This is a genomic window from Sphingobium xenophagum, from assembly GCF_002288285.1.
GTDB classification, from domain to species: domain Bacteria; phylum Pseudomonadota; class Alphaproteobacteria; order Sphingomonadales; family Sphingomonadaceae; genus Sphingobium; species Sphingobium xenophagum.
Genome location: NZ_CP022745.1, coordinates 1,352,309 through 1,365,687 on the forward strand (window position 1 = coordinate 1,352,309; position 13,379 = coordinate 1,365,687).

Consider the following 13,379-nt stretch of genomic DNA (forward strand, 5'->3'; position numbering starts at 1 on the left):
ACGATATCGGCGACGAAATCTTGCGGCTCCAGGCGCAGGTGGAGGTGCTGCGCGAGCGCCTGAAGACCCCGGCTGGTGACACGCCTCGAAGAGGAGACCCGGATCGGCAAAGGCGGGACCCTGGCGGCGCAGCTGTCGCGGCTCGACCTGATCGTTCTCGACGAGCTCGGTTATCTGCCGTTCGCCCGCTCGGGAGGGCAGTTGCTGTTCCACCTCATCAGCAAGCTTTATGAGCGGACCAGCGTCATCATCACCACGAACCTCGCCTTCGGCGAATGGCCGACCGTGTTCGGCGATCCCAAGATGACCACGGCGCTGCTCGACCGCGTCACCCACCACTGCGATATCGTCGAGACGGGCAACGACAGCTGGCGCTTCAAAAACCGCAGCTGACAGCCACCTTCGGCGCCTTCAAAAATCTATCTTGCGCTGCGCGCGCCTCCGGTCGGGCTACGCCCGCCCTCCGCCGCACGCAGCGCAAGGCCATCTTCAACAAACCAGCATCATATTATCTGAAAAGGGGGTCCCTCTTCGACGCCGATCGGGGGTCCCTTTTGAACGCCGTTTGACACATCTGAGTTTCGCACTTGGCAAAGCGCATGAGGACCGGGGGGAATATGCGGATTCCTTCCGCTTCTACGACACAGGCAACAGGCTGAAACGCGAACAATTGCGCTACAGCGCCGACCAGATGACAGCGGAACTGCGGGCGCAGGCCGAAGCGTGCACAGCCGATCTGTTCGACAAAAATGCGGGCAATGGCTGCTCTGCGCCAGACCCGATCTTCATCCTGGGCCTTCCGCGCGCTGGTTCGACGCTGCTGGAGCAGATATTGGCCTCACACAGCCAAATCGACGGCACGCTGGAATTGCCCGATATTTTGGCGCTGGCGCAGCAGTTAAGGGGGCGGGGGCGCGATGCCTATCCGGCGATCCTGCATGATCTGCCCGCCGATCAACTGCGGCAGATGGGTGAAGCCTATATTGAAAATACCCGCATCCATCGCAAGGGCGCGCCCTTTTTTATCGACAAGATGCCCAATAATTTCCGGCATATCGGCCTTATCCACCTGATCCTGCCCAACGCAAAGATCATCGACGCCCGGCGCGCGCCGATGGATTGCTGCTTTTCGGGCTTCAAACAACTCTTCGCCGATGGCCAGCAATTCACCTATGGGCTGACCGAGATCGGGCAATATTATAGCGACTATGTCGATCTGATGGCCCATTGGGAAAGGGTACTCCCACCCGGCCGTATCCTGCGCGTCCAGCATGAAGATGTGCTGGCGGATCTAGAAGCGGAGGTGCGACGAATAGTTGATTATGTGGGGGTTCCGTTCGAACAGTCCTGCCTCGATTTTCACAAGACAGACCGGGCGGTCCGCACCGCCAGTTCCGAGCAGGTTCGCCGTCCCATCAACCGGGAAGGCGTGGACAATTGGAAACCTTTTGAACCCTGGCTGGGCGATCTGAGGAAGGCGCTTGGCGATCTGGCATAGGGGTCTGCTGGCTCATGCCCGCACTGCGGCTGGGAGGGGATGTGTCGCAAATGTCCGGAAAACGTGACGCCATTGTCCGCGCGGCTGCCATTCCGGCTCGTCATCCTGCCGCCGATGACCGAAGATGACATTTATGCCGATTTCGCCGCGCGCGGCGTCCCTGTGCAGAAGCACGAACATGCGGCTGTCTATACGGTCGACGAAAGCGCTGCCATCCATGAGGCGCTGCCGGCCGCACATACCAAGAATCTGTTTCTGAAGGACAAAAAGGGGCATTTCTGGCTCATCACGCTACCGCATGATCGCCGTGCCGATCTGAAAGCCTTTGCCGAACTTCTGGGCGCGGGAAAATTTTCGTTCGGAAAGCCGGACGATATGGAGCGCCTGCTCCACATCACACCTGGCGCGGTTTCACCCCTCGCTGCGCCCAATGCGTCAGCCGAAGAATTGACCGTGGTGTTCGATGCAAGCTTCGACGATCAGCCGCTGATCGCCGTCCATCCGCTACGCAATACAGCGACGATCGCGATGCCGTTCGACGCCCTGACGGGCTGGCTGGGTGACAAGGGGCATGAGCCCCGTATCGTCAATCTGCCCTGACGATTTCTCCATTGCGGCCAAGCCTATGCACTTGGCGCGCGCAGGTCATCAATCCATAGTGTCGGGGAACAGGGTGACTCACCCTCGGTGAGCGAGCCTGGTTCGCGCCGCGCGTCATGCTCTCGACTCTCTTGGCACGTACTATTTGGGCGGGATGCCCATTATCAGAACATCCCGCCCAGCAAGATTGGCTCAACCGCGCCAAGCGAAGCGGTCTATCATTCTTCGTTGGCGTAATAGGCCTTGTAAGCCCCGTAGAAGGCCAGCGGATCACTGTCCGCGTAGAGCGACTGCTTCTTGAGGTCGACGGCATTGAGGACCACGCCCGACAAGGGCGCTTCGCTGGCCTTGAGCGCTTCCACTGCCGCCTTTGCAGCAAAGCGCGATGTCCGGCGCCACCTGGTGATGAACACCACATGGTCGGCCTCCCGACCGATGACCGTCGCATCGCTAACGGCCAGGACAGGCGGCGTATCGATCACGATGACATCATATTTCTTGCGGGCCTTCTCGATCAGGTCCGAAAACTGGCCTCTTGAGAAAATGTCTATGCCCTTGGCGGTCACGGCGACCAGCAGCAGATCAAGCGGGGTGCCAGTGGACACCAGGGCAGACGCCAGATCAATCTTGCCGGTGGCCACTTCGGCTATGCCATGTTCGGGCGTCGCGATCCCCAATGATGCGGCGACCTGCGGCCGGCGCACGTCGGCGTCGATCAGCAATACGCGGCTGCCTGCCTTGGCTATGGACAGGGCCAGCGATGTCGCGATGGTCGTCTTGCCTTCATGCGGCAGGGCGGATGTGATGACGATCACCTGTCCAGTCGGCAGGGCCTGCTTGGCATGTCCGCCGCGCAGCGTCATGTTGAGCGCCCGGACTGCTTCAGAAAAGCTCGACTGGGGCTTTTCATAGACAAGACGCGCCAGATGCTCGTTATAGTTTTTTGGGCTCACCCCAGGGATGGATGCGATGCGATTGAGCCCCAGATGGCGTTTCACATCTTCACCGGAGCTGATCTTCACATCGAGCAGCTCTGCGATGATGATCGCCAGCAACCCGAAGGTGAGAGCGGCCGCAAGCGTCAGCAGGATCAGCAAAGGCCGGTTGGGCGAGCTGGGCGAATTGGGCGGCGAAGCGACAGAGACGATGCTGGCGTCTGGCGTGGCGAGTTCGTCCGTGGCGACGGTTTCCTTGCGACGCTTGGCCAGGTCTTCATAGACTGCGCGCGATGCGTCGGCGTCCGTGTCATATTTCCGGGCAGTCACCGATGCGTCGGAATTGCGTATTGCGGCCGATCGCTGCTGGGCGATCGCGGCGCCAAGGCTGGCGACTTCCTGCTGCGCGGTGCTGACTTCGGCCGCCAGGCCGGAAACGATCCGGCGCGTTTCAGCCGCGATTTCAGCATCGATTTCGGCCAGCTGGTTGCGGGTCCGCGCCACTTCGGGGTGGTTTTCACCATAGCGTGTAGTGGCCTGCGACGCATCGACCGCGATTTTGGCGCGCTGCGAGCGCAGGTCGCGGATGACTTGCGATGCGAGCACGTCGGGCAATGACGACGGATTGTTCTGCGAACGGCTGGCGGCATTGTAACGCGCGCGCTTGGCGGCCAGGCTGGCGGACGCTTCGGAATGTTGCCGCCGCAGGTCCGCGATGGTCTGCTCGTCATAGGAAGAGGGGTTCGAGCCGCTGGTAATGCCGGTGCGCGCCCGAATGGAGGACGCACTGGACGCATTGCTTTGCACATCCGTGCTCAGCGCGCGCATGCGCTCTGTGTAGAAATTTTGCGCCTTCTCGGCGACTGATCGCTTATATTCGGCCTGCTGCGCCAGATATTCGCGCGCTGTTGCGTTGGCTATGTCGGCTGCGGTCTGGGGCGAGCGCGACGAAACGCTGATGTTGATGACATAGGTCAGGCCCTGTCGCCCGACCGACATGTGATTGAGCAGCGAGTTGGTGACGACATCCAACCCCGGCCGCACAGGCGGGGGGGATTTGCCGAACAGCCCGCCCAGCCATTCGCCAAATCCGGGATCGCGCAGTCTGGGGTTGAATTCCGGATCGCGGTCCAGATGGAGTTTCTCGGCGACGCGACGGGCAAGGTCGGGCGAACGCAAAACCTGCACTTCGGTATCGACCGCAGCCGAATCAGCAGGCAAACTCGATACGATCGACTGCCCCTCTGCAACATTGGTCGATCGACGTTCGATCAACACGCTGGTTGAGCTGACATATGTGCTGGGGATGATCAGCGCGACGGCCAAGCCGATTGCCAGCACGACCGTCGCCACGATGAGAAAGGGTATCCGCCTGCGCAGCATGATCAGCCACAAAGTGCGCAGATCAATTGGGCTGTCTTCTGTAGGCGTTACATATTGGCCTTCAGCCGTTGTCATCGTTGCTTCCTTTGCGCCGACTTTGCGCCGACCTGATATTTGTCCATCGTCATCGTGGTGAAAGATTTACTTTCTGACACGATGAGATGCCCTGAAATCAGGGTTCTTGCATCGCGGCAGAAGTGAGTCAACAACGGTAACCTTACTGTTGCCGGTCACCACCCTATCGCCCGTAAATCACGACCAAGTCTCTGTTCCCAAACCGCGACTTCGCTGTCGGTCAGACGCGTCAGCTTGCTATCGACATCGGATGGCGCGCGGGACGGCGCCTGCCCTTCCGCTTTGCGCACAAAAACGAAATTGCCCCGTTTGATACGGCGCAATTGCTCGTCGATCCTGCCCCATAATGTGCCGGTGTCCGGCATGCGGGTCTGGTTCTCGCGCGGCAGAGTTTGGGGCAAACCCTGTTCTGGAATGTCCAGAAATGCAGCGATCCGCGCCCGTTCGGACATGAAATCGGCCACCATATCCTCGAACAACAGGATCAGTATATTGTCCTGACCGAACAGACGTTCAAACGGTTCGATCTGGTCGGCAAACAGGCTGTTGGTCAGATAGCGGAAATTCCACAGCACATCATCATATTGGCGCACATAGGGGCCGGCGACGACTTGGCGGGCAGCCGCGGCAACTTCGACATTGGCCCGTTCAGCCTGAACCGCGGACACGGGATCGTCGGGCAGGGAGAGGAAGGCCTCCTGTGCGGTGCGGCGTTCATGCCCCCGCTTGAGCATGTGGAGAAAGCCGGAATAGGCGCGCTTGCGCGGGCTTCGCAGGGCGAAGATGAATTTTGTGTCGGGGCCCAGCATGCGGTAAATCCGCTCAGCTATGGCCGGGTCCGCCATATAGGTGGTCGTGCCGTCCACAACGACCGGCGCATCGTCGGGAACGCCGCGGAAACAGCGACTGAAGCTTGCAAGCCGCTGTTCGTTGACGGCGCGCGAGAAGAAGTTGGGTTCCTTGGGATTGGAAAGATAGCAATCGGGATGCTGCTCCAGCGCTGCGCACAAGGATGTCGTGCCTGATTTCTGCGAGCCAGCCACGATAAGATTGGGAACGGTCATGAGAGCAGCCATATTCAACTTTGCACCTGGCGCGGGCGCGTCCGATAGGACGCAATGCCCAGCGTCAGGAAGCAATAGGTCACAAAGAACCAGCTAAGGTCGGAATGTGTCAGAATGTTGGAATCGGTGATGCTATATATGGAATAATATGCCCATACGCCGATGTGGAACAGGTTGGCGGGATCACGGGTCTGCCGGATGTTGCGCAGACTGCGCGCCAGAAGGATGAACCAGGCGAACAGGAAACAAACCAGCCCCACCATTCCCAGCTCCAGCCACATGTCGAGATAGCCGTTATGGCCGTTCGCCGTCATCGCCATGGTCGCTGAACCTTCCGACCAATGCGCATGGAAGTCACGCAGATTGGCCGTCAGCTTGTCGACCCAGAAGGTCTTGTATCCGGCCCCCATCATTGGGCGATTGATGCCGATGGCATAAGCATAATCCCACAGACGCGTACGGCCCGACAGAGTCAGGTCGCGCCCCAGCAGCGTCAGCAATCCGATCATCAGCGATGGCAGCACGACGATGGTGCCGAACAGGGCAAAGGCCGACAGTCCTGCGCGCAACTGCAAGGTGAGGCGCCGCTGCCATCCTTCGGGCATCACGACAAAGCGCGTAAGCCACATGGCGCCGAGCCCGCCGACAAAGCCGATCAAGGGCGTACGGGAGTTGGAGAAAAAGAGCATCACCAGACTGACCAGCACGACCGCCGCCCATCGACGGCGGGTGGAACCCTTTGTCGCGAAGGCCTGTGTCGCGAAAACCAGCATGGAAAAGGCCAGTACCGGGCCGAAATAATTCTTGCCTGGGTAGATCCCGCGGATCGACCCGCTTTCAGCATATTTGCCGACGAAATTGAACCCTACGCCGGGAATCGCGAGCGAAATCACGTTGATGACCAGCACTGCAAAGCAGATCTTCGCCATGATCGGCAGCCATTGTTCGTGCCGTTGCTGCATTGCGACGAACAACACGGCCTGACTGAAGAGGATAAGGGCGAAAAAGCGGCGGACGGCCGCATCGGGCTGAACGGACCACATAATCGAAGCGCCCGCCCACACGAGCAACAGCAATAGTGGCCAGGCCGGGCGAAGATAGCGCAGCACTTCGCCAAAGCGTGCGATCATGATGAACAGGGCGGGGCCATAGACCGCGATGCTGAGCAGCTGGATGATCGCTGACCCTTCCTCGCGCTGTTCGATCGCGCCTGCCCAATTGCCCGCGAGCGCGGACAGCAGCGCTGGATAGAGCAGGATATAGACGACTATCCCGATGGCATAGCGCAGTTCCAGATTGCTATGCGCACGCGTGCCGCCGGCCATGGCGGGCCGTCGTGCGGAGTTTGCCGAAAGCATTTGCGTCATCAGCGTCGGTCGCCTTGTTGCAGGACAGCATTGTCTGTCCAAGAAGCGTCCGGCTTTGTCCAGTGCATAAACCATTTGCCAGTTTCAGAGTTTGCATTTGCCTGCCGCATGATCTCGACGGCTTATCGCTTCGATCGATGTGCCAAGGAGCCATTTCGAGACAGGCCGTTAAGCGTCAGGCGTCTTTCGCCCGACTTCCGCCTCTGCTTGCGAGAGGCCTCGCGGTGGGGTACAGAGTCTCGCCTGCCGACTAGGGTGGCGTTTTCATGTCAGGATATGCGCCATATGACGTTGCCGCCGGCCAGCATCGATCTGCTTTGCACGTTTTTCAATGCTGCCGCCACGCTGGAGCCCACTCTGGCATCCCTGTCGTCCCAGACACTGGCTGATGCCCGCTTCATTCTGGTGGATGACGGGAGCACGGACGACAGCGCGGCCATCGCGCGGGCATTTTGCGACAAGGATGGCCGGTTTGCATTGTTCGCTAATGCTGATCGGGGGCGTGGCAAGGCGCTCAACTTCGCATTGTCGCAAGGGAGCGCGCCGCTCGTGGCAATTCTCGACGCGGATGATCTGGCGCATCCGACCTGGCTGGAAACGGCGTGCGCTGTCATGGATGACCGGCCGGATGTCGCCGCGATCAGTTTTGAACGGTTGATGATAGGCCCTGGCGAGACTGCCGACTGGACACGCATTCAGCCCCAGGCAACGGCGCTGACCGATGTGACCCACCGGTTGGGCCGCAAGAACCAGCTTTCCCATTCAGGTTCATGCATCCGGCGCGACGCCATGCAGGCGGTGGGCAATTATGCCCTCAATCGTCGGAGCCATTTCGATTATGATCTTTGGGTACGTCTTGGCGCGGCGGGCTTTCGGCTTGCCCGGTGTGCGCCGGTGCGGATTGCCAAACGCTATCATTTCGGACAGAAATTCGCCTGGTCGCCGGGCTATTTCCTCTCCACCTTCGAGGTGCAAAGGCGAGCGATCCGTTCCCTGAGCGATCGTCCAGCCACGGACTGGCTGTTTGCGCTGCGCGATCTGGCCCGAAACTTTGCCAAATATCCGCTACAGCAATGGGCCGTGCGGCGAAGGGGCAACTGAGTATTGCAGTTGCGATAGCGTGCGTTTTGATTTCTATGGTGTGAGCCCGGCAGTCCTGATCCTGCGGTAGCGCTCAATAGGCGTTTTTGTGCACGACCACGCCAAAGGTTGCGAGCAGGATGCTGATATCCCGAAAAATCGACCAGTTGCGCAGATATTCAAGATCGTACCGCAGGCGTTCGGTCAGGTCGCGATGGGTTTCGGTCGCGCCTCGGAACCCCCGGATTTGAGCCAGTCCGGTAATGCCGGGTTTGGTCGAATGACGCAGCCAATAGCGCGTATCGACTTTCCAGAACAGGTCATTGCCGGCCTTCGAACCAAGAGCATGCGGCCGTGGCCCCACCAGCGACATGTCGCCACGCAACACGTTAAAAAGCTGAGGCAATTCGTCGATGGACGTAGCCCGAATGATCCGTCCGACGCGCGTGATCCGCTTGTCGTCGCGCGATGCCGATTTGCTGCCGGTAGCGTCGGCCAGATCGTCCCGCATGCTGCGGAACTTGTAGACATAGAATAGCCGGTTGCCTCTGCCCATGCGCAGCTGCTTGAACAGTACCGGCCCCTTGCTGTCCAGCTTGATGCAGATGGCGGTGATGGCCAGCAAGGGAGCGAGGAACAGGCACACGGAGCAGGTCACTGCCAGATCGAAAACCCGCTTCAATGCACGGCTTCGCAAATCGAGCGGGCCTGTGGAAACACGGATAGACGCCGATTCCAGCCTCAATTTGGCATGATCGGAAATGACGGGTTGCAGTTCGGGGATCAGCAGGCTGCCGATGCAGCCTACCCCTTGCAGGAAAAGGGACCAGTTTTCACGTTCGTGGACCGGACAATCGACAAGGACACGGTCATATTCGCGGATCTTGCTGCTCAGTGCATGCAGGACGGCGGGATCGTGCAGATCGATCTTCAAACCGAGATCAGCGCAAAGGACGATATCATAACCTTCCATTTCGCGCGGTTCCACGCCGTCCACGATGAATAATTTCCGTAAAAGTCGATTGCCGACGATGCGGTGGATGAGGAGGAAGAAAGGAAGGCGAATCAAAAGCAGCAGCGTGAACGCCGTGATCGTGCCCGTGAACAGTACCAGCCGGGACATGGTATCGACATGTTTCGACGCGAAAAAGCCCAAAACGGCAATCGACAGGGCCCACATCATGGCCATGGCCGCGCGCCTTACCGATGTGGTGAGCGATTGCATGGAATCGAGCGTGTAAAGTCGACCGTAAAAGGCGATGACCATGAATACGGATACCAGGACGATAATCCAGTTCCGGCTCTCCCCCACGGGCAGGTGGCCGAAACGCATCAGGCTGGCAAAAGAAAAACTGCCGATCAGGATCAGCACGTCGAGCGCCCATTGCAGCCCATAGATGCCGACACGAATTAGACTGCCATCCCTACGGGACTTCTCAGCCGAAGTACTAGTTCCCGCGGCTATATACACGGCTACCCCTTAATACCTGCTCGACGCGGGCATCTTAATACCCCAACATTACCGGATGCCTTATGCCAGGCAATGAGTTTATGCCGTCTAATGTTTCATTTTGAAACCGTGAAGCAATAATGGGACAGGTACGCAATACGCGCGCGCCAGTCGGGTGCGTTCACGCCTTGGACCGTTGTTGCACATTATAGTCACGATTAGGCGCTGGGGCAAAGACCCCGTGCACATTTGCACACAGGGTCTGCCAATATCTCCTGTCGAGGCGTCTGGTCGGGACTGCAAAGCCCAAAGCGACCATAGGCCTGGCGATCAGAAGAAGCGTTCGGGAATACGGATTGTGTCGCCAGGCAGCACGGGCGTATCCGCAGCAAGCGGTACGGATTCCTCGCTCGACTTGTCGCCATGCCGCACGAACACCCGCTTCTGGTCCGCGCGATAGGTATAGCCCTGCGCGATGGCGACGGCGCTGAGCACGGTCAGACCCGTGGCGAAGGGATATTGGCCCGGCTGCTTGACCTCCCCCAATATATAGAAGGGCCGATACTGGCTGATATCGATATTTACGCGCGGATTATTGATGAAACCGGCTGCATAGCGCTTCGTGATTTCCGCTTCTGCTTCACGGGGAGTCATGCCGTCGACCTTGACCAGCCCGATCAGCGGCAGCGATGCTTCGCCTTCGGTATTCACCGAATATTCCTGACCGGACAAAGCGGGTTCGTTAAATACGTTCAGACGGAACTTGTCGCCAGCCCCGATCCGGTATGTCGTCGTCGCGGCCACTGATCCGGGCGCCGCCGCGGGCAGCGGGCCACTGGTGGTGCATCCGGTCGTCAGTACCGAACTCATCATGATTGTCGCCACAATCCAGGCTTTAGAGCGCATAGCAAACCCCCAATTTCACAATTTTCCCTCGAATCGCCGAGGCAAATAAGCGGAATAACGGTCTTTATTGACCTTGCCATGGCGGTGTGACAAGCAACATCGACATATGCTGATGGGCACGGGAAGCGATGAAGTCACTACATTTATCCGACTCGCCTGAACCTGTCGCGCCCGTCATCATTGCCGACATTCCGGTTTCGCCCTTGTCCACTCGGCAATGGGTGCAACTGATGCTCGATGACTGCCGTGAGGCGCGCGAGGGACGTGCGACAACCCGTTACCACGCCGCGATCAATGGCAATGTCATTTCCGCATATGCGCGTAACCGCGTATTTCGGGACGCCTATCGCCACGCTGACGCGGTGGCGGCTGACGGCGTTCCTGTATTGTGGGCGGCCAGGCTGATCGCCGGCCGGGAAATTCCCGATCGCGCGGCGACGACCGACTTGTTCCATGATCTTGCCGCAGCGGCACAGGATCATGGCTACAGCATGTATTTCCTTGGCGCGACGGACGAAGAAAATGGCCGGGCCGTTGCGCGGGTTCGCCAGCTTTACCCGCGCCTTGTAATCGCTGGCGCGCGCAACGGTTATTTTTCCGCCGAAGAAGAAGATGCCGTGGTCCAGCAAATCCTCGATGCTCGACCGGATATTTTGTGGGTCGCTCTTGGGATGCCCAGGGAAGATGTTTTCGTCGCGCGCAACCTGCATCGCTTCGGCGGTATCGCCTGGGTCAAGACATGCGGTGGGCTGTTCAACTTCCTGTCCGCCAGTCGTCCGCGCGCGCCGATGTGGATGCAGCGGGCGGGCCTTGAATGGCTGTATCGCATGGCGTTGGAGCCGCGCCGGTTGTTCTGGCGCTATTTGACCACCAACCTGGACGCCATCTGGCAGATCCTGCGCAAGACGCCACGCCGCCAGGGATAGGCGGTAGCAGCCGTGCTCCCATTATCGGCAGCAGTCCGCTCTGCGCGCGCCCTGCCGATGTTGATCGCAAGCTTCAGCCGGTTACGATAGCCCTGAACAAGCTGGACCATGATCATGCGAGCGGTTTCGGCGGCACTGGGCAGGCGCGCTGAACGACCAAAGGAAAGTTGATAGCCAAGATAGGTGATGAGCGGGCCGACATGCGCCTCGAATATCTCGACCTGCCGCTGGCTCAATTCCTGCTGCCAGGCATCGATTCGTTGGGGGGCAAGCGCCTGGCCGACCAGGTGATGTTGTTTGCGGGTTGATGGCGGCACATGATAGCCGCGCGCCGCAATCATCGCTTCGTCAAAAGGCAATTCCAGCGTTGCGCAAATGCGGCGCAATTCCTCGTCCGGCTGGGCGAGCAGATCCTCATATCGCACGCGCGCCCAACGGTTGGGCGCCAGGCAGTCGCGAAGCGCCATGCCCATGGCCACCCGTTGAGACCAGAAATGGGCCGCGCTGGAAATGCTGTTTGGTCCCCAGTCAACCTTGAGCAGCGAATTGGCTACGGCTCGTCCATCCCGAACGATATGGACGAATCGCGCGTCCGGACATGCCTCCGCCAAAGCCCGCATATGCCGCACATTGCCCGGCTGATGCTCCACCCAATAATCTATATCCATGCGCCCCGATCGGGCACCATAGGTCCGCACCAGCCAATTCACCGCGTCCATGAATGTGCCGTATCCGGCGGGGCGCTGGTCGCCGATGGAAAAATTCCACAGCTTGAAGCGCGGATGGGCCGTGATCGCGTCGATCGCCCGTCCCAACTCCATGATCTGGCGAGGATCATGAGGCATCAGGTCGGCGACAAATTGCGACTCGGGCGTTGCGATCATGCGATTCCCACTGCCCAGCATGGCCCCTAGCAGGGTAGATCCGCTTCGCTGGCAGCCAACGACGAATATCGGGGTTATTTCTTTCCCGATCGCTGAGGGGATAGCCGTCGCGCCATATTCGCGATGCGTGGAGCAGGGGCTTGCATCGCCTGGCGGGATGTCCTGCGCAGGCCAGGCCGGTTGGGTGCCGGCAGGCGCGGGGGGCGGGGTCTGAATTATCCGCGCCATGTGGGCCACCCGAAATCGGCGCCAAGCATGGCGCGGGTCCGCTCTCGCGATCGGTGCAGGCGCTGGTCTAGCCAGGCGGCCATGGCAGGGGCAGGGGCGGGGTAGCGTCCCTCGTTCAGCTTGCCTTGGTCCTGCGCATGCGCGAAAGGTCGGATCGCCAGAAACGCCGCTATGCGATCGCGCTCTGCTGCCGGATTCTGTTGATATCGCTCCGTGGCGATGAACAGGAGTTGATCGGATCGAAACAGTGCCTGCCACCGGCTGATCTGCACGTCATATTCGCTGCGCGCGCAATAGCTGTAATGTTGGTGCGCGAAGCGCGCCTGCTTGTCGGGGCCGACATGGTCGTGCGGCTTGATGATCCGTTCAGCTTCGGCGGCGAAGGCTGCCTCCGGTTCCAATGTTTCGAAACCGCGCGCGACTTCATGCCAATAATGCGACCATGCACGCGCGCATGGATCACGCAGCATTACGATGATTTTCGCGTCCGGGCAAAAGGCGCTGATGCGTTCGGCGGCTTGGGGATGCATGAAATAATAAGGGGTACAATCCATCGTCATCACCGGCGCGTCCACCCGGCGCATGCGCTCCTCTGCATCCTGTAACGACGGGAAGTGGGCGAGATAATTTTCGAGCGGGCGCATCTTGTGCCTGTCGAACTGATGGATCTCCTTGGCGACTGGCGCGATGATCTGCGGGTGGTTCGTCAGATCCCGGAACAATGATGTCGTGCCTGCCTTTTGTGCGCCGATTATGAAGATATGGGGCGACATGCGGTCACCGCGCCGAACGGCCAGTAGCGCCTGGAGTCGCGCAGTGGCAATGAACGAACGGGGACGATAAAGAATCCGCCTGCGCAGGGTCTGTTCGGTAGGCATGTCCATCAGACTATTTCGCCCCTCCCGTTCCATTCAGGTTTTGACTCGCATGGAATATTCTTCTTCTACAACCAATCGCATTTTCTTCCCACATCATTAACCATT

At 59.5% G+C, this 13,379-nt stretch carries 10 protein-coding genes and 2 pseudogenes; 5 read left to right on the top strand and 7 right to left on the bottom strand.

Annotation, left to right across the window (positions count from 1 at the left end; all coding sequences use genetic code 11):
• Positions 1-72: 72 nt before the first annotated feature.
• The 3 genes and pseudogenes from CJD35_RS06560 to CJD35_RS06570 all read left to right on the top strand — a co-directional run.
• Positions 73-393: pseudogene (locus tag CJD35_RS06560) on the top strand (ATP-binding protein); the annotation flags it as partial.
• A 178-nt stretch (positions 394-571) separates the two neighbouring features.
• Positions 572-1,498: pseudogene (locus CJD35_RS06565) on the top strand (sulfotransferase family protein); the annotation flags it as partial.
• A 63-nt stretch (positions 1,499-1,561) separates the two neighbouring features.
• Positions 1,562-2,098, top strand: a complete 537-nt coding sequence (locus CJD35_RS06570; RefSeq protein ID WP_244917236.1) for a prolyl-tRNA synthetase associated domain-containing protein — start codon at positions 1,562-1,564, stop codon at positions 2,096-2,098.
• A gap of 218 nt (positions 2,099-2,316) precedes the next feature.
• Here CJD35_RS06570 and CJD35_RS06575 read toward each other — a convergent pair whose 3' ends face one another.
• The 3 genes from CJD35_RS06575 to CJD35_RS06585 form a co-directional block, all read right to left on the bottom strand.
• On the bottom strand, positions 2,317-4,491 hold the full coding sequence (locus CJD35_RS06575; RefSeq protein ID WP_206740604.1) for a GumC family protein: 2,175 nt from the start codon (positions 4,489-4,491) through the stop codon (positions 2,317-2,319).
• A 155-nt stretch (positions 4,492-4,646) separates the two neighbouring features.
• Positions 4,647-5,567: a sulfotransferase family protein gene (locus CJD35_RS06580; protein ID WP_017181768.1), complete on the bottom strand. Its 921-nt coding sequence runs from the start codon at positions 5,565-5,567 to the stop codon at positions 4,647-4,649.
• A 2-nt stretch (positions 5,568-5,569) separates the two neighbouring features.
• Positions 5,570-6,922, bottom strand: a complete 1,353-nt coding sequence (locus CJD35_RS06585; RefSeq protein ID WP_241763584.1) for an O-antigen ligase family protein — start codon at positions 6,920-6,922, stop codon at positions 5,570-5,572.
• 285 nt (positions 6,923-7,207) lie between these two features.
• Between CJD35_RS06585 and CJD35_RS06590 the strand changes: the two genes are divergently transcribed.
• Positions 7,208-8,023 (top strand): glycosyltransferase family 2 protein, encoded by an 816-nt coding sequence (locus CJD35_RS06590; RefSeq protein ID WP_017181766.1) that lies wholly within the window; start codon positions 7,208-7,210, stop codon positions 8,021-8,023.
• 73 nt (positions 8,024-8,096) lie between these two features.
• Here CJD35_RS06590 and CJD35_RS06595 read toward each other — a convergent pair whose 3' ends face one another.
• Positions 8,097-9,374 carry a sugar transferase gene (locus CJD35_RS06595; protein WP_017181765.1) on the bottom strand — a complete coding sequence of 426 codons (1,278 nt, stop codon included), beginning with the start codon at positions 9,372-9,374 and terminating at the stop codon, positions 8,097-8,099.
• Between the two features lie 408 nt (positions 9,375-9,782).
• Positions 9,783-10,325 (bottom strand): polysaccharide biosynthesis/export family protein, encoded by a 543-nt coding sequence (locus tag CJD35_RS06600; RefSeq protein ID WP_229380562.1) that lies wholly within the window; start codon positions 10,323-10,325, stop codon positions 9,783-9,785.
• Positions 10,326-10,486: 161 nt separating this feature from the next.
• Here CJD35_RS06600 and CJD35_RS06605 point away from each other — a divergent pair, with 161 nt between their 5' ends.
• Positions 10,487-11,284, top strand: coding sequence for a WecB/TagA/CpsF family glycosyltransferase (locus CJD35_RS06605; RefSeq protein ID WP_017181763.1), 798 nt, complete (start codon positions 10,487-10,489; stop codon positions 11,282-11,284).
• Here CJD35_RS06605 and CJD35_RS06610 read toward each other — a convergent pair.
• Both CJD35_RS06610 and CJD35_RS06615 read right to left on the bottom strand, forming a co-directional pair.
• Positions 11,218-12,396 (bottom strand): sulfotransferase family protein, encoded by a 1,179-nt coding sequence (locus CJD35_RS06610; protein ID WP_254908085.1) that lies wholly within the window; start codon positions 12,394-12,396, stop codon positions 11,218-11,220. The two genes, CJD35_RS06605 and CJD35_RS06610, sit on opposite strands and share 67 nt — an antisense overlap.
• The gene (locus CJD35_RS06615) at positions 12,384-13,280 is read right to left on the bottom strand and encodes a sulfotransferase family protein (RefSeq protein WP_017181761.1); all 897 of its coding nucleotides are present in this window, start codon (positions 13,278-13,280) and stop codon (positions 12,384-12,386) included. Before CJD35_RS06615 ends, CJD35_RS06610 begins: the two co-directional genes overlap by 13 nt.
• Positions 13,281-13,379: the final 99 nt, after the last annotated feature.